At 76.1% G+C, this 16,244-nt stretch carries 13 protein-coding genes and 1 riboswitch; of the genes, 7 read left to right on the forward strand and 6 right to left on the reverse strand.

All coding sequences use genetic code 11. The features are described 5' to 3' along the window. Positions 1–53: 53 nt before the first annotated feature. Positions 54–1,118 carry a glycosyltransferase family 9 protein gene (locus tag EDC57_RS03235; protein ID WP_123400177.1) on the reverse strand — a complete coding sequence of 355 codons (1,065 nt, stop codon included), beginning with the start codon at positions 1,116–1,118 and terminating at the stop codon, positions 54–56. Further along, entirely contained in the window at positions 1,115–3,097 is a 1,983-nt protein-coding gene (locus EDC57_RS03240) for an LTA synthase family protein (RefSeq protein WP_170165019.1), read from the reverse strand. The genes EDC57_RS03235 and EDC57_RS03240 overlap by 4 nt, the downstream gene beginning before the upstream one ends. Between EDC57_RS03240 and EDC57_RS03245 the strand changes: the two genes are divergently transcribed. Then, on the forward strand, positions 3,098–3,841 hold the full coding sequence (locus tag EDC57_RS03245) for a 3-deoxy-D-manno-octulosonic acid kinase (RefSeq protein ID WP_170165020.1): 744 nt from the start codon (positions 3,098–3,100) through the stop codon (positions 3,839–3,841). Here the strand turns inward: EDC57_RS03245 and EDC57_RS03250 are convergent. Then, entirely contained in the window at positions 3,796–5,046 is a 1,251-nt protein-coding gene (locus tag EDC57_RS03250) for a 3-deoxy-D-manno-octulosonic acid transferase (protein ID WP_123400183.1), read from the reverse strand. The genes EDC57_RS03245 and EDC57_RS03250 overlap by 46 nt on opposite strands. A 123-nt stretch (positions 5,047–5,169) precedes the next feature. On the opposite strand from EDC57_RS03250, the gene EDC57_RS03255 reads away from it, so the two are divergent. Further along, on the forward strand, positions 5,170–7,011 hold the full coding sequence (locus EDC57_RS03255) for a FimV/HubP-related protein (protein WP_123400185.1): 1,842 nt from the start codon (positions 5,170–5,172) through the stop codon (positions 7,009–7,011). Between the two features lie 15 nt (positions 7,012–7,026). Here EDC57_RS03255 and EDC57_RS03260 read toward each other — a convergent pair whose 3' ends face one another. Continuing rightward, positions 7,027–8,298: a TolC family outer membrane protein gene (locus EDC57_RS03260; RefSeq protein WP_170165021.1), complete on the reverse strand. Its 1,272-nt coding sequence runs from the start codon at positions 8,296–8,298 to the stop codon at positions 7,027–7,029. Positions 8,299–8,443: 145 nt separating this feature from the next. Beyond that, the gene (locus tag EDC57_RS03265) at positions 8,444–9,097 is read right to left on the reverse strand and encodes a protein-L-isoaspartate O-methyltransferase family protein (RefSeq protein WP_123400189.1); all 654 of its coding nucleotides are present in this window, start codon (positions 9,095–9,097) and stop codon (positions 8,444–8,446) included. 124 nt (positions 9,098–9,221) lie between these two features. Next, a riboswitch (TPP riboswitch) is annotated at positions 9,222–9,305 on the forward strand. Positions 9,306–9,355: 50 nt separating this feature from the next. On the opposite strand from EDC57_RS03265, the gene thiC reads away from it, so the two are divergent. The 5 genes from thiC (at position 9,356) to EDC57_RS03290 (ending at position 15,382) form a co-directional block, all read left to right on the forward strand. Then, entirely contained in the window at positions 9,356–11,233 is a 1,878-nt protein-coding gene (gene thiC, locus EDC57_RS03270) for a phosphomethylpyrimidine synthase ThiC (protein ID WP_123400191.1), read from the forward strand. 98 nt (positions 11,234–11,331) lie between these two features. Then, positions 11,332–12,528 (forward strand): conjugal transfer protein TraF, encoded by a 1,197-nt coding sequence (gene traF, locus EDC57_RS03275; protein ID WP_123400193.1) that lies wholly within the window; start codon positions 11,332–11,334, stop codon positions 12,526–12,528. Between the two features lie 64 nt (positions 12,529–12,592). Next, complete coding sequence (locus EDC57_RS03280; RefSeq protein WP_123400904.1) at positions 12,593–13,012, forward strand: M67 family metallopeptidase; 420 nt, start codon at positions 12,593–12,595, stop codon at positions 13,010–13,012. Beyond that, on the forward strand, positions 13,009–14,460 hold the full coding sequence (gene moeB, locus EDC57_RS03285) for a molybdopterin-synthase adenylyltransferase MoeB (RefSeq protein WP_123400195.1): 1,452 nt from the start codon (positions 13,009–13,011) through the stop codon (positions 14,458–14,460). Before EDC57_RS03280 ends, moeB begins: the two co-directional genes overlap by 4 nt. Continuing rightward, positions 14,429–15,382, forward strand: a complete 954-nt coding sequence (locus EDC57_RS03290; protein ID WP_123400197.1) for a PLP-dependent cysteine synthase family protein — start codon at positions 14,429–14,431, stop codon at positions 15,380–15,382. Before moeB ends, EDC57_RS03290 begins: the two co-directional genes overlap by 32 nt. Here EDC57_RS03290 and EDC57_RS03295 read toward each other — a convergent pair. Continuing rightward, complete coding sequence (locus tag EDC57_RS03295; RefSeq protein ID WP_211331867.1) at positions 15,349–16,239, reverse strand: cation diffusion facilitator family transporter; 891 nt, start codon at positions 16,237–16,239, stop codon at positions 15,349–15,351. The two genes, EDC57_RS03290 and EDC57_RS03295, sit on opposite strands and share 34 nt — an antisense overlap. Between the last annotated feature and the right edge of the window lie 5 nt (positions 16,240–16,244).

The raw sequence follows: 16,244 nt of genomic DNA on the forward strand, positions 1-16,244 counted from the left end.
CGCGTGCCTCCCGGGGTCCAGTATGGACAGGTCGGCGCCGCCGCGGCAAGGCGTCAGGCGCGCGCACCGAGCAGGGCGTCGAGGCGCTCGCACACCGCCTCGACCGGGATCAGCGCCATGGCGCGGGGGTCGCGCACCCGCGTGCCCCAGCGCACGCGCTCGGGGTCCTTGCCGAGGAGGCGGCGCACCGCCTCGGGGTAGCGGTTCACGGTCCAGCGCGCGCTGAGGTAGGGACGGGCGCGGTCGGGGTTGGTGGCGGCGTAGAGGCCGAGGACGGGGGTGCCGACGGCGGTGCCGAAGTGCGCGGGGCCGGAGTCCGGCGAGACCACCGCCACCGCCCCCTCCAGCAGCGCCAGCAGGGTCTTGAGGTCGGTGCGGCCCGTGAGGTCCACGGCGCGCCCGCCGGTGCCCTCGAGGATGGCCGCGGCGTGGGCGCGCTCGGCGGCACTCGCCCCCCCGGTGATCACCACGCCCAGCCCGCGGCGCAGGGCGTGGCGGGCGACGGCGGCGTAGCGCTCGGGGAGCCAGTTGCGGTAGGCCCAGCGCGAGCAGGGGCTGATGACGAGGTAGGGGCCGAGGCCGGCGGTGGCCCTGCGCGCGCGCTCGCGGGCGGCGGGAGGGATGGGGATGTCCCAGCGCAGATCGCGCCCGCGCACGCCCAGGGCCTCCGCGAAGCGGAACAGCCCGTCGAGGACGTGCTCGCGATGGGGACCCTCGATGCGCGCGTTGGTGAAGAGCCACTGGAGATCTTTCGCGCGGGGGCGGTCGAAGCCGAGCCGGACCGGGGCCTGGACCACGCGCGCGAGGAGGCTCGCGCGCAGCGCCGCCTGCATGTGCAGCAGCACGTCGAAGCGGCGGCCGCGCAGGGTGCGGGCGAGGGCGCGCGCGGCGGCGAGGGGGCCTGCGGCCTTGTCGACGACCACGAACTCGATCTCCGGGATGTCGCCCACCAGGCCCGCCTCCGTGCGCCCGATGATCCAGGTGATGCGGGTCCCGGGCCAGTGCCGCTGCAGGGTGCGCACCACCGCGAGGGTGTGGCAGACGTCGCCGAGGGCGGAGAGGCGCAGCACGCACAGGGCGCGCGGCGGTGCAGCGAGCGGCAGGGCGGTGCGGCTCATGGGGCGGCCGCCCCGCGCAGCCGGGCGAAGGCCTCCGTGCGCCCCTGCAGAAGCGCCTGCTGGCTGAAGCGGGTGAAGGCGAGGGCGCGGCGGCGAAGCGCCCCCGCCTCCGCGCCGCAGGCGGCGGGGCGGGGCCGCAGCGGCGCGCCCGCAAGGCGCAGACAGCGCGGCGGGGCGGCGGAGGCGAGGGGCACCTCCACCAGCCCCTCGCCCTCCCACCAGCCGAGGGCGCCGGCGTGGTAGTAGTCGGCGAAGTACGGCGGCTCGTCGGCGCGCAGCAGCGACTTCCCGCTCATGAGTCCCACCGGGGGCAGCCCCAGGAGGTCGAGCAGGGTGACCGGGATGTCGCGCTGGGAGGCCGGGCGCCGGACCGTGCCGGGTGCCACCAGGCCGGGGGCGACGAGGGCGAAGGGGACGTGGTAGCGGGAGAACGGATCCACCGGCAGGCCGCCGGTGTGGTCCGCCACCAGCACCAGCACCGTGGGCCCGAGCGCGGCACGACGGGCCTCGAGGGAGCGGACGAAGGCGCCGAGGGCCTCGTCGGCGTAGGCCAGGACGTCGAGATAGCGCGCCTGCACCGAGGCCGTCCCGAAGCGGGGCGCGCGCCCCGGGGGGAGGCGGATGTCGTGGGTGGTGTTGGTGTTGATGCCGACGAGGAAGGGGCGCGGCGCCCGCTCCATCCACTCCAGCGCGGCGCGGTAGATGTCGGGATCGTGCAGTCCCCAGTCGTTGGGGGGGATGCGCGGCGGCGGCAGCTCCTCGCGCCCATAGCTCTCGGCGAAGCCGACGGCGAGGGCGAAGCTGCCCACCCCGGAGGTGTTGCGGTGGGTCCCCTGGAAGAAGGCGCTGCGGTAGCCGAGCCCGGCGAGCACGTGGGGCAGGCAGCGGTAGGGCAGGTGCTCGTAGCTGGTCCGCGCCACGGTCTGGCCGAGGGGGTTCTGGGCGCCGCAGAAGACCGCGAACATGCCCTCGGTGGTGCGGTGGCCGCCGGCGAGCATGGCCGGGACCGTGAGGGCGCGCGCGCGCAGGGCGGCGAACTCCGGCGTGGTCGGCGCCGGGTAGCCGTAGGCGCTCATGAAGCGCGCCGACCACGACTCGAGCAGGACGACGACGATATTGGGACGCACCGGCGTCGCCGGGTGCGGCCCCGCCGGCGGGTAGAGGGCGGCGGTGATCCGGCGCGCCTCCGCGTCCGGGAACGGCACCGGCACGGGGCGCAGGTGGCGCCCGCCGATGCCGTAGTAGAGGGCGTTGAAGGCGCCGTTGAGGGCCACCGTGGCCTGCGCCGCGTCGCCGGCGGAGCGGGCGTCGAGGGGCATGAGCGGGATCGGCTGCAGCCCGCCGCGGGCGGCGATCACGCCGGCGACGGTGACCGCGGCGAGGCACAGCTCCGGCCACAGGCCGCGCCCGCGCGGCGCGGGCCGCCGCGGGCGCAGCGCCCGCCACGCGAGCCAGGCCGGGAGCGCCGCGAGCAGCGGCGCGGCGAGCATCCACAGCGGGGCCCGCGTCCACCCGGTGCGCAGCACGTCGCCGAGGCTGCGGGCGAGATCGCGGATCTCGTAGCCCAGGTGGCGTCCGGCCTCGCCGTAGTAGAGGAGATCGCCCACCTGCAGCCCGGCAACGAGCGCGGCCGCGGCCCCACCCAGGGCGGCGAGGACCGCGCGCGGGTCGCGCCCCAGGAGCCGCTGCCCGAGATAGCCCCCCCAGGCCGCGAGCAGGGTCAGGAATCCGGCCACCGCGAGGTCGAAGCGCAGCCCGACGAGCAGCGGCCTCACCACCTCGCCGGCGCCGAGGCCCAGGGTGCCGGCGTGGGCGGCGAGGAAGAGGATGCGTCCGGCAAGGCCCAGCGCGGCGAGGAGGAGGGCGAGCCGCAGCGCGGCGAGGGCGGGCGCGAGCCGCCCCGCGCGGGCGTCGGTGGTAGACTCGGCATCCGCCGCCGTCCAGGTGGCGGCGACTCTTCCCTGCTGCGGTGGGTGCACGTGATCGAGCCTCGGGTCCGGCGCCTGGAAGGGGCGTACATCCTATACGATGCCTCCCGCGGGGAGGAGCCGGAGACGGCTTGGTTCGAGCCCGCCGTGCTCGGCGCGCGCGGGCGCGTGCAGGCGCGCCTGCGCGGGCGGGGCACCGCGTGGGTGGTCCGCATCGGCGGCACCGCATGCGTCCTGCGCCACTACCGGCGCGGCGGGGTGCTTGCGCCGCTCACCGGCGACGGCTACCTGTGGACGGGGCTTGCGCGCTCGCGCCCGTGGCGGGAGTGGCATCTCCTTGCGCGGCTTGCGGCCCTGGGGCTTGCGGTGCCGCGGCCGGTGGCGGCGCGGGTGGTGCGCCGGGGGTTGCGCTACCGCGCCGATCTCCTCACCGAGTACCTGCCGGGCGCGCTGAGCCTCGCCGCCCGCCTCGCCCGCGGGCCGCTGGAGGCCGGGACCTGGGCCGCGGTGGGGGCGTGCATCGCCCGCTTCCACGCCGCCGGCGTGGACCACGCCGACCTCAACGCCCACAACGTGCTGCTTGCCCCCGCCGGGGTCCATCTGGTGGACCTGGACCGCGGCCGCATCCGCGCGCCCGGGGCCTGGACGGAGGCCAATCTCGCGCGGCTGCACCGCTCGCTGCGCAAGCTCGCGGCGCAGGACCCGGGCTTCGCCTTCGACGAGGGCGCCTGGTCGGCGCTGCTCGCGGGCTACCGGGCGGGGAGCACGCCGCAGTCGGCGAGGGCGTCGAGGTAGCGGGCGACCACGTCGGCCTCGGCCTCCAGCACCGCGCGGGCGCGGCGGCCGAGGGCGCGGCGCCGCGCCTCGTCGGCGAGCAGGGCATCGAGGACCGGGCCGAGGGCGGCCTCGTCCGCCACCCGCACGATCGCCTCGGCCGCGAGCAGCCGGTCCGTCTCTTCGGCGAAGTTCTCCATGTGCGGGCCGACGACGACGGCGCGGCCGTGCCGCGCGGGCTCGAGCAGGTTGTGGCCGCCGCGGGGGACGAACGACCCCCCCATGATCACCACCTCGGCGTGGGCGAGGTAGGGCTCGAGCTCGCCCACGGTGTCGAGGAGAAAGACCTCGCGCGCCCCGCCCGCGACGGTCTCGCCCCGGCTGCGCCGGCGCACCGCGAGCCCGAGGGCGGCGAGGGCGGCGGCCACGGCACCGGCCCGCTCGGGATGGCGGGGCGCGATCACCAGCGCCTGTCCGCGGCGGCGCCCGGCCCACAGCGCGCCGATGCGCCGCTCCTCGTCCTCGTGGGTGGAGGCCGCGAGCACGAAGGGGCCGGGCAGCGGCCGCGCCGGCGCCGCCGCCTGCGGCGGCGGCGCGAACTTGAGATTGCCGATCACGCGCACGCGCTCGGGCGGGGCGCCGAGGGTGCGGAACCCTTCGGCGTCCGCCGCCGAGCGCGCGAGCACCGCGGTGACGGCGCCGAGGGCGGCGGCGGCGAGGCGGCGGTGGTAGCGGCCGCCCCGGAGGGAGCGATGGGAGACGCGGCCGTTGACGATGGCCACGGGGATCCCGCGCCTGGCGGCGGCGGTGAGGAGCGTCGGCCAGAGCTCGGTCTCCACCACGAGGCCGCAGGCCGGGCGGGTGCGGTCGAGGAAGCGTCCGACCGCACCCGGCAGGTCGAGGGGCAGGTAGCGGTGCGCAAGCCCCGGGATCCCGGCGCGGGCGGCCACCGCGGCGCCGGTCTCGGTGTGGGTGGTGAGGACGATGCGGCGGCCGCCCGCGGCCAGCGCCGCAAGCAGCGGCCGCGCCGTCACCACCTCCCCCACCGAGGCGGCATGGACCCACACCGCACCGGGCGCGGTGGGGGGGACGAGGCCGAGGCGCTCGCGGAGATAGCGCGGGCCCGCGCGGCGGCCGGCCCGCCAGGCGGTATAGCCCGCGAGCACGGGCGCGAGGGCCCGCAGGAGCCAGGGGTAGGAGGGGGGCGGGCGCGTGGTGCGCTGCATCGGCTTAATTGATATCTTGTCCCGGCCGATCTGTAGGGATGGAGCGGCGCCGGTGCCGCCCCATTGTAGGCAGGGAGGGTGCGCTTGTCCCCGCGGTCTGCTCCTGTCCCCCGCGCCCGGGCGGTGCGCCCGGGGGCGCTCGTGCTCGCCCTGGCGGCGGGTGCCGCGGGCGCGGTGGGCCTCGGTCCGGCGGAGGTGCGGTCCCGGCTCGGCGAGCCGCTCCACGTGCGGGTGCCGGTGCTGGGGGCGCAGGCGGCCGGGTGCGAGGTGGAGGTGCGGCCGGTGCGGGCACCGGTCCCCGCCGCGGCCCCGGCGCTGGCCGCCGCGCTGGAAGGCGGTGCCGTGGCCGTGCGCTCGCGCGAGAGCGTGCGCGAGCCGGTGCTCGTCTTCGCCCTCGGGCTCGCCTGCCCCGGCGAGGCGCGGGTCGTGCGCGAGTATACGGTGCTGCTGGATCCGCCCCTGCCGCGGGCGCTGGCGCCGGCGCTCGCGCGCGCCGAGCGGCCGCGGACCCAGACCGCGCCGCGCTCGGCGCGCACGCGCCAGGCCGCGGCCTCGGCCTGGACGGTGCGCCCGGGGGATACGCTGCTGCGCATCGCCGCCCGCTACGTGGACGAGCCGGGGGCGGCGCGGTGGCGCTTCGTGCAGGCCATCATGGAGGCCAATCCGTCGGTCTTCCCCGAGCGCAACCCCGACCGTCTCCCCGCCGGGGTGAGGCTGCGGATCCCGGATCCGGCGGTGGTGCTGCGCCCCGCCCGCGAGCGGCCGGGTGTTGCCGCCGCCGGGGATCGGGCGCCCGCATCCCCCGCCGCACCGGCCCGTCCGCGGCCCGAGCCGGCGCCTGAGCGGCCGCCGGAGGGCGGCTATCGGCTGGAGCTTGCGACGGCGTCGCAGGAGGGCGGGCCCAGGCGGCGCGACGGGGTCGAGGCGCGCGCGCAGCAGCTCCTCCTGGCCACGGAGGCCTACGTCGCCGAGAACGAGGCCCTGAAGGCGCGCATCGCGAGCCTCGAGCGGGAGCTCGATCGTCTCAACCGGGCCCTGGAGGCGCTGGCGCGCAGCGGGGTCTTGGAGCCGCCGGCGCCCCCGCCCGTGGCGGGGGTCGCGGTGGCCGGGCCGGCGCCGGTGGGTGGCGCCGGCGACGCGGGCGAGACGGCGTGGTGGATCCTCGGGCTCGTGGTGCTGGTGGCGGGCAGCGGGCTCATGTACCTCTTCCGCCGGCGGGCCGAGGCGGTCGAGACCGCGGCCGAGGGGCTGGCGCCGGTGCCGGCGGTGATGCCGCCCGCGGTGGACGGCGCGGTGCGGGACGCCCACGGGCAGGCCGCCGGGCCCGAACCGCCCGATCCGCTGGCGGCCCTGGATCGGGTCGAGGAGGCGGTGCCGCCCGCGCCGCCCGCGGACGGCGCGGACGGCGCGGACGGCGCGGACGGCGCGGACGGCGCGGACGGCGGGCGGGCGGAGCCTGCGGGGATGGAGATCCGCGACCTTCCCGCCGGGCAGGGCGTGGCCGGCCTCGATCCCGAGGTCAGCAACATCCTCGTGCGGGCGGAGTTCCTCCTCCTCCTTCGCCGCCCGGAGGAGGCCATCGCCCTGCTCGAGCGCACCGTGCGGGAGGGGGGCAGCCACGAGGGCGACCCGGCGCCGTGGCTGACCCTGCTCCGGATCTATCGCCAGGAGGGGCTGCGGGAGGCCTTCGAGGAGGCCGCGGCCGCCTTCCGCCAGCGCTTCAACATCCGCCTGCCGGGCTGGGAGGAATGGTGGTCGCCGCCGCCGGAGGGCGGGATCGAGGAGCGCTTCCCGCGCATCACGCAGGCCATCGTGTCCCTGTGGCCGACGCCGCGTCCCTGCGCGCGCTATCTCGACCAGCTGATCCTCGACGACCGCGGCGGCATCCGCACCGGCTTCGACCTCCCGGTGGCCGAGGACCTGCTGCTGCTGCGGGGCGTGATCCGCATCCGCGACGGCGTCTGATCCCCGCCGCGGCGCTCAGCGCTGTAGCAGCCGGCTGATCCCGCCCAGCACCTCCTCGTCCAGGGTGCCGGCGGCGAGGGCGAGGCGCAGCCGGTTGAGGAGATAGTCGTAGCGGGCCCGGCGGTAGTCGCGGCGGGCGCGGAAGAGCTCGCGCTGGGCGTTGAGCACGTCGACGACGGTGCGGGTGCCCACCTCGAAGCCGGCCTCGGTGGCCTCGAGGGCGCTCTCGCTGGAGACCACCGCCTGGGCCAGCGCCTTGACCTGGCTGACCGAGGCCACCACGCCGCGGTAGGCGTCGCGGGCCGCGCGCGCCACCTGGCGGCGGGCGGCCTCGAGCTGCTGGCGCACCGCCGCGAGGCGCTGGGCCGCCTCCTCGATGCCGGCCGGGATCTGGCCGCCCTGGTAGATGGGCATGGTGAGCTGGATGCCGATGGAGCCGGTCTCGCCGGTGCGGCCGAAGAAGCCGCCGGTGTCGAGGCGGCTGACGCTCGCGGTGAGATCCACCGCGGGCAGGCGCGCGGCGCGGGCCTTGCGCACCTCGGCCTCGGCCACGGCGACGGCGTGGCGCAGGGCTTCGAGGCCGCGGTTGCGGGCGAGCGCCGTCTCCGCCCAGCGCTCGGGGTCGTCCGGGTCGGGCGGCAGCAGCGGCATCGTCTCGGCGGGCCGGCGCAGCGGGCCGCGGTAGGGGCCGGTCACCTCCACCAGCGCCTCGCGGGCGGCGTCGAGGCGGTTGCGGGCGACGATCTCGCCGGCCACCGCCTGGTCGAAGCGCGCCTGGGCCTCGTGCACGTCGGTAATGGCGATCAGCCCCACCTCGAAGCGCTGCCGGGCCTGCTCGAGCTGGCGGGCGATGGCCTTCTTCTCGGCCACGGCGAGCTCCAGATCGTCCTCGGCGGCGAGGACCCCGAAGTAGCGCTCGGCCACCCGCACCATGAGCTCCTGGCGGGCGCGCGCGAGCTCGGCCTCGGCGCGGGCCACCTCCGTGCCCGCCTGCTCGAGGCCGATGCGCCGGTCACGCCGGAAGAGCGGCTGGGTGAAGCTGAGGGCGATGCTCGACTCGTCGAACTCCTCCTCCGGGGTACCGTCGAAGTCCTGGCGCTGGCGCGCGTACTCGGCGGCGAGCCCGACGCCGGGCAGCAGCGCGCCGCGGGCGCGGCGGGCGGCGGCCCGGCTTGCCCCGAGGCCGGCCTCGGCCTGCTTGAGGCTGGGTTCGCCGGCGAGCGCCTGGCGGTAGAGCGCCAGCAGGTCCTCGGCGCGGGCGGGGACGGCGAGGAAGGCCCAGGTCATGGCTGCAAGCATCAATCTCCGCATATTCTGAACTCCTGAAATACTCGCCCGGCATCCAGGGCTCGGGGTCCGTTCCGCCACGCCTCTTCGCTCCGGCATCGGCGTCTCGCCGCGGGATCCGGCGGATCCCCCCGGCCGCTCGGGCTCAGAAGACGAAGCGGCGCGGTGCCGGGGCGTCGATGAGGGCCGGGAAGTCGGTCTCGAACAGGCTCTCGGTGACCCAGTCGGAGGGGCCGGTGCGGGTGACCAGGATCGCCTCCATCACCGGCGAGGTGCCGACGATGGCGAACAGCCGCCCGCCCACGGCCAGGTCCTCGCGGAAGCGCTCGGCGAGCACGGGCACCGACCCGGTGAGGGCGATGACGTTGTAGGGGGCGTGGGCGCTCCAGCCCGCCGCCGCCTGCCCGGTCTCCACGGTGACGTTGCCGATGCCCAGCGAGGCGAGCCGGCGTGCGGCCTCCGCCGCCAGGTCCTCGAAGATCTCCACGGTGTACACGTGGCCGGCCAGCGCCGCCAGGCAGGCGGTGAGGAAGCCGCTGCCGGTCCCCACCTCCAGCACCCGCTCGTCCGGCTGCGGGGACAGGGCCTGCAGCAGCCGGCCCTCCATCTTCGGCGGCATCATCACCTGCCCGTGGGGAAGCGGGATCTGCACGTCGGCGAAGGCGAGGGCGCGGTAGGGCTCGGGGACGAAGTGCTCGCGCGGCACCTTCGCCAGGGTGTCCAGCACGCGCTGGTCCAGCACCTCCCAGGGTCGGACCTGCTGCTCGATCATGTTGTAGCGCGCCCGCTCGAGGTCCATGGCAGCCCCTCCGCACAACCGCGACGCGGCGCCCAAGGGTACGGCCTTTCCCCTTGATGCGCAACCGAAACCGGCATCCGGGCCGCCTTGCGCCGAGGGCGGCGGTGTGTTTTAGTTGCCGCGGGAGCTGGGGGTGCCCCGCGGCCGGGCGCGGGGCTGAGAGAGACCCCAGGAACCTGATCCGGGTCGTGCCGGCGTAGGGAAGCTCCCGGGCCCGCCTCCTGCGTCCCCCACGACCCACCGCCCGAGGTGAGCACCATGAACGCCGCCGCCGAGAAGCTCCTGCGGGAGGCCGCGCGCCTGAGCCGGGAGGTGGTCCGTCCCTTCCCCAACGCGCGCAAGATCTACATCACCGGCAGCCGGCCGGACCTGCGGGTGCCGTTTCGCGAGGTCGCCCAGGCGCCCACGGCGGCGGCCTTCGGCCCGGCCGAGAACCCGCCCGTCCGGCTCTACGACACCTCGGGGCCCTACACGGATCCGGCGGTCTCCATCGACCTCACCCGCGGGCTGCCGCCCCTGCGCGAGGCCTGGATCGAGGAGCGCGGCGACACCGAGGTGCTGGCGGGGCCGAGCTCGGCCTACGCGCGCGCGCGGGCGGCCGATCCGGCGCTTGCGCCGGTGCGCTTCCCCGGCACGCGGCGGCCGCGGCGGGCGCGGCCGGGGGCGCGGGTGACCCAGATGCACTACGCGCGCCGGGGGATCATCACCCCCGAGATGGAGTTCGTCGCCATCCGCGAGAACCTGCGGCGGGCCCAGGTGGCGGAGCTCGGCCTGCCGGTGCATCCGGGCGAGCCCATGGGGGCGAACCTGCCCGAGGAGGTGACCCCCGAGTTCGTGCGCCAGGAGGTGGCCGCGGGACGCGCCATCATTCCCGCCAACATCAACCACCCCGAGCTGGAGCCGATGATCATCGGGCGCAACTTCCTCGTGAAGATCAACGCCAACATCGGCAACTCGGCGCTCGGCTCCTCCATCGGCGAGGAGGTGGAGAAGATGGTGTGGGGCATCCGCTGGGGCGCCGACACCGTGATGGACCTCTCCACCGGGCGCAACATCCACGAGACCCGCGAGTGGATCCTGCGCAACAGCCCCGTCCCCATCGGCACCGTGCCCCTCTACCAGGCGCTGGAGAAGGTGGACGGGCGCGCCGAGGAGCTGACCTGGGAGATCTTCCGCGACACCCTCATCGAGCAGGCCGAGCAGGGGGTGGACTACTTCACCATCCACGCCGGCGTCCGCCTCGCCCACATCCCCCTCACCGCGAGGCGGGTCACGGGGATCGTCTCCCGCGGCGGCTCCATCATGGCCAAGTGGTGCCTCGCCCACCACCGGGAGAACTTCCTCTACACCCACTTCGAGGAGATCTGCGAGATCCTCGCCGCCTACGACGTCGCCGTCTCCCTCGGCGACGGCCTGCGCCCGGGCTCCATCGCCGACGCCAACGACGAGGCCCAGTTCGCCGAGCTGGAGACCCTGGGCGAGCTGACCCGCATCGCCTGGGCGCACGATGTGCAGGTCATGATCGAGGGGCCGGGGCACGTGCCCATGCAGCGCATCCGCGAGAACATGGAGCGCGAGCTCGGGGCCTGCCACGAGGCGCCCTTCTACACCCTCGGGCCGCTGGTCACCGACATCGCCCCCGGCTACGACCACATCGCCTCCGCCATCGGCGCGGCCATGATCGGCTGGTACGGCACCGCCATGCTCTGCTACGTCACCCCCAAGGAGCACCTCGGGTTGCCCGACCGGGACGACGTGCGCGAGGGCATCATCGCCTACCGCATCGCCGCGCACGCGGCCGATCTGGCCAAGGGCCACCCGGCGGCGCAGCTGCGCGACAACGCGCTGTCCAAGGCGCGGTTCGAGTTCCGCTGGGAGGACCAGTTCAACCTCGGCCTCGACCCCGAGCGCGCCCGCGCCTTCCACGATGAGACCCTGCCCAAGGAATCGGCCAAGGTCGCCCACTTCTGCTCCATGTGCGGGCCCAAGTTCTGCTCCATGAAGATCACCCAGGAGGTGCGCGAGTACGCCCGCGAGCGCGGCCTCGAGGACCCCGAGGCGGCCCTGCGCGAGGGTCTCGAGGAGAAGGCCGCGCAGTTCCGCACCGGGGGCGGGGAGATCTACCGCAAGCTCTGAGCCGCAGCCTCAAGATCCCGCGCCACCGGCCGAACAGGGGAAGGGGGCGTGCGTCCGCGCACGCCGGGGAAGACGGCACACGGAAGAGGAGAGCGGACATGCGCGGAAGGTTCGTGGGCGGGACGGCCCTCGCGGGGGTGCTCGTTGCGGCGGCGGCGCAGGCCGGCCCCTTCGTCAGCTTCGACGCCCGCTCCATGGCCATGGGCGGGACCGGGGTGGCGACGGCGCGGCCCGAGCACGCGCCCTTCTTCAACCCGGCGCTGATGGCGGCGGCGCGGGAGAAGGACGACTTCGGCCTCATGGCGCCGAGCCTGGGGCTGCGGCTGGCCGATCCCGACGAGCTCGCCGACGCCCTCGACGACTGGCAGGACGCGGTGGACAGGCTCGATGCCGCGCTTGCGGGCGGCGACGCGTCGCAGGTGCAGGCGGCGGCGCAGGAGACGCTGGAGCGGACGCAGCGGATCGGTGGGCGGCCCCTGCAGGGCCAGGGCGGGCTCGCCTTCTCCGTGGCGATCCCGGGCCGGCTGTGGGGGGGCGCGGTCTACGCCGCGGGGCTTGCCGCAGGCGGCGGCGTCATCGAGGTCGCCGCCGCCGACATCGACGAGCTCAAGGACCTCACCGACGGGGATCCCACCGACGCCCCGTCCTTCATCTCCGGCGACTTCGATCCCCAGTCCGCGGTGGAGGCCCGCGGCGCCGTGGTGGTGGAGGCCGGGGTGGCGGTCGCGCGCAAGCTGCAGGGCGAGCAGAAGGGCTGGGCCGTGGGCCTGACCCCGAAGCTGCAGCGCGTCGAGACCTTCGACTACCGCCTCGACGCCGACACCGCCGACTTCACCGTCGACGAGGGCCGGCGCAGCTTCGAGGACTTCAACCTCGACGCGGGCCTGCTGGGGTTCGTGGGCGAGGACTGGCGCGTGGGGCTGGTGGTGCGCAATCTCCTCTCCCACGACTACACCACCGTGCGCGGCAACCAGGTCTCGGTGGAGCCCCAGGCCCGCGTCGGCATCGGCCGCTCCTGGCGCTGGGGCCACATCGCCGCGGACCTGGACCTCACCGAGAACGACCCCCTGGGCCTCGACGGCAAGACCCAGTACCTGGCGGTGGGCGCCGAGCTGGACCTGCCGGTGCTCAAGCTCCGCCTCGGCGTGCGCCACAACCTCGCCGCCGAGGGCGATGAGGAGGAGACGGTCTACTCGGCGGGGTTCGGCATCGAGGCCGCGGTGCACGCGGACCTCGCGGTGGCCGGCAACAGCGACGAGATCGGCGCCGCCTTCGAGCTCGGCTTCCGCTTCTGAGCCGCGCCGGCGGGGACGGCGGGACCGTCCCCGCCGGCGCAATTCCTGACTACACTCTATGGGCATGAGCGTGCTTCGCCTGCCGGGGCACCTCCGTGCCCGCATCGCCGCGTGGGCCGCCCGGGCCCACCCCGAGGAGGCCTGCGGGTTGCTCGTGGGGCGGCAGGCCGGGGGCTGCACCGAGGTGGTGCGCGTGGTGCGCGCGGCCAACCTCGACCGGGCGCGGGCGCGCGACCGCTACGAGCTGGATCCCGAGGACTTCCTGCGCACGGACGCCGAGGCGCGGGCCGAGGGGCTGGCCGTGGTGGGGGTCTGGCACAGCCACCCGGACCACCCCGCCCGGCCCTCGGAGACGGACCGGGCCCGGGCCTGGCCCGGGTGGTCCTACGTCATCGTCGCCGTCACCGCGGCCGGGGCGGGCGAGCTGCGCTCGTGGCGGCTCGGCGCGGGGCGGGCGTTCGAGGAGGAGGAGGTGAGGCCATGAGCAGCGTGACCGTGCGCATCCCGACGCCGCTGCGCGGCTACACCGGCGGCGCCGACGAGGTGAGCGCCCGCGGCGGCACCGTCGGCGAGGTGCTGGCGGACCTGGGCGAGCACCACCCCGGCATCCTCGCCGCCCTCCTGGACGAGGCCGGCGGGCTGCGCAGCTTCGTCAACCTGTTCGTGGACGGCGAGCGGGTGCGGGACCTGGCCGCGCCGGTGCGTGACGGGGCGGTGCTCGCCATCGTCCCGGCGGTGGCCGGGGGCACCGGCGGCGGCCGGATCGCCGAGCGCAGGCTGGCGGAGCTGCGGGCCCGCATCCCGGAGGTGACGCCGCGGGAGGCGCTCGCCCTCGTGGAGCGGCAGGGGGCGGTGCTGGTGGACGTGCGCGAGCCGGACGAGGTCGCGCAGGGCAGCCCCGCGGGCGCGGCGCGGCTGGGGCGCGGCTACCTGGAGCTGCGCATCGAGGAGGTGGCGCCGGATCCGGACCGGCCGGTGCTGACCCTGTGCGAGGGCGGGATCCGCTCGCTCTTCGCGGCCGAGGACCTGATGCGGCTCGGCTACCGGGACGTGCGTTCGGTGGCGGGCGGCTTCACGCGGTGGAAGAGCGAGGGCCTGCCCTTCGAGATCCCGCCGGTGCTCGACGCCGCCGCCCGCGAGCGCTACGCGCGCCACCTCTTGATGCCGGAGGTGGGCGAGGCGGGGCAGCTCCGGCTCCTGGGCGGCCGCGTGCTGCTGGTGGGGGCGGGCGGGCTGGGCTCGCCGGCGGCCTTCTACCTCGCCGCCGCCGGGGTGGGAACCCTGGGCATCGTGGACCACGACGTGGTGGACCGCTCCAACCTCCAGCGCCAGATCCTGCATGCGGACGACCGCGTCGGCATGCCCAAGGTGGCCTCCGCGGCCGAGGCCCTCACCGCTCTCAACCCGTCGGTGCAGGTGGTGCCCCATCCGGTGCGCCTGACCAGCGACAACGTCGAGGAGATCCTCTCGGGCTACGACGTGGTGGTGGACGGCTCGGACAACTTCCCCACCCGCTACCTGGTCAACGACGCCTGCGTCCGCCTCGGGATCCCGGACGTGCACGGTGCCGTCTACCGCTTCGAGGGGCAGGTGACGGTGTTCTGGCCGCGCCGTCCCGAGGGGCGCGGTCCGTGCTACCGCTGTCTCTACCCGGAGCCGCCGCCGCCGCAGTTCGCCCCCTCCTGCGCCGAGGCCGGCGTGCTGGGGGTGCTGCCGGGCGTGATCGGCCTGCTGCAGGCGGTGGAGGCGATCAAGATCCTGCTCGGCCTCGGCGACCCCCTCGTCGGGCGCATGCTCCACTACGACGCCTTGCGGGCCCGCTTCACGGAGCTGCGCCTGGCCCCGGACCGGGCCTGCCGCTACTGCGCGGAGGGGGCGCCGTTCCCGGGCTACGTGGACTATGAGCACTTCTGCGCCGCCGCCGACGGCTGAGCGCCGGGGGGCCGCCGCCGGGCTGCTGGCCGGGATCGGGCGCACGCCCTTGGTGGAGCTCGCCTTCCCGGAGCTGCCCGCCGGGGTGCGGCTCTTCGCCAAGCTCGAGGCCTGCAACCCCGGCGGCTCCATCAAGGACCGCCCGGTGGCGGGGATGGTGACGCGGGCCCTCGCCGCCGGGCGCCTCGCCGGGGGGCGGCGGCTGCTGGACTCCTCCTCCGGCAACGCCGGCATCTCCTACGCCATGCTCGGCGCCGCGCTGGGCATCCCGGTCACCCTCGTGGTGCCGGGCAACGCCAGCGCCGAGCGCCTCGCGCGCATCCGCGCCCACGGCGCCGAGCTCATCCTCACCGACCCCGTGGAGGGCTACGACTTCGCCCTGCGCGAGGCGCGCCGCCTCGCCGCGCGCCGTCCCGACCGCTACTGGCACTGCGACCAGTACGGCAACGAGGACAACTGGCGCGCCCACTACGAGGGCACCGGGGGCGAGATCCTCGCGCAGGTGCACGCCCGCACCGGGGCGCCGCCGGACGTCCTCGTCGCCGGGGTCGGCACCGGCGGCACCCTGACCGGGGTGGGGCGGCGCCTGCGCGAGGCGCGGGCGGAGGTGGAGATCGTGGCCGCGATCCCGGAGCGGTTTCCGGGCATCGAGGGCCTCAAGCCCCTCGGCGCGCCCGACGACATCGTCCCCGCGATCCTCGATCAGGGGCTCATCGACCGGCGCGTGCCGGTCACCAGCGAGGCCGCGGCTGCCACCTGCCGCCGCCTCGCCGCCCAGGGGCTCTTCGTCGGCCCGTCCTCGGGGGCCTTCGTGTGGGCGGCGCTGCAGGTGGCCGCCGAGCGGCGCCGCGGCGTCGTCGTCACGGTGCTCTCGGACACCGGGGAGCGCTACGGCTCGACGGGGCTGTGGCCGTCCCCCTGACCGCCCGCGCCAGATCGCCGGCGGAGCGCGGCCAGCGGCACGCCGTGGCCGTCGGGCTCGGGCTGCAGCGTCACGTGCCCGATGCCGTAGCGCTCCGCCAGCATGCGCTGCAGGCCCTGGAGGACCTCGAGCCAGGCGGCGAGGTCGCGCACCACCACGTGGGCGGAGAGGGCCACCTGGCCGCTGCCGAGGCTCCAGATGTGGAGGTCATGGACCGAGGCCACGCCCGGGTGGGCGGCCATGGCGCGGCCCACCTCGGCGAGGTCGAGGTGGTGCGGCACCCCCTCCAGGAGCACGTGCAGGGCCTCGAGCAGCAGCCGCACGGTGGAGAACAGGATCAGCCCCGCGATGAGCAGGGTGAGCAGGGGGTCGATGGGGGTCCAGCCGGTGAAGTGGACCACGGCGCCGGAGAGCAGCGCCGCCACCGAGCCCAGGAGATCCCCCACGACGTGGAGGAGGGCGGCGCGCACGTTGAGGTCGTGGCCGCCGTGGCTCAGGCGCAGGGCGACCACGACGTTGACCGCGAGGCCCGCCGCGGCCACCGCCATCACCGTGCCCCCGGCCACCGGCTGCGGATCGTGCAGCCGGCGCACGGCGGCGACCACGAGCCCGATCACCAGGGCCACCATGGCGAACCCGTTGAGCAGCGCCGCCACCACCTCGGCGCGCCCGAGGCCGTAGGAGTGGCGCAGGCTCGGCGGGCGGCGCGCGATCCAGGCGGCGAGCGCGGCGACGGCGAGGGCGCCGGCGTCGGAGAGCATGTGGCCGGCGTCGGCCATCAGCGCCAGCGACCCCGCCCACCAGCCCGCCGCCGCCTCCACGGCGGCGAAGCCGAGGATCAGGGCCAGCGAGACCACCAGCG

Source organism: Inmirania thermothiophila (assembly GCF_003751635.1).
Taxonomy (GTDB): Bacteria; Pseudomonadota; Gammaproteobacteria; order DSM-100275; family DSM-100275; genus Inmirania; species Inmirania thermothiophila.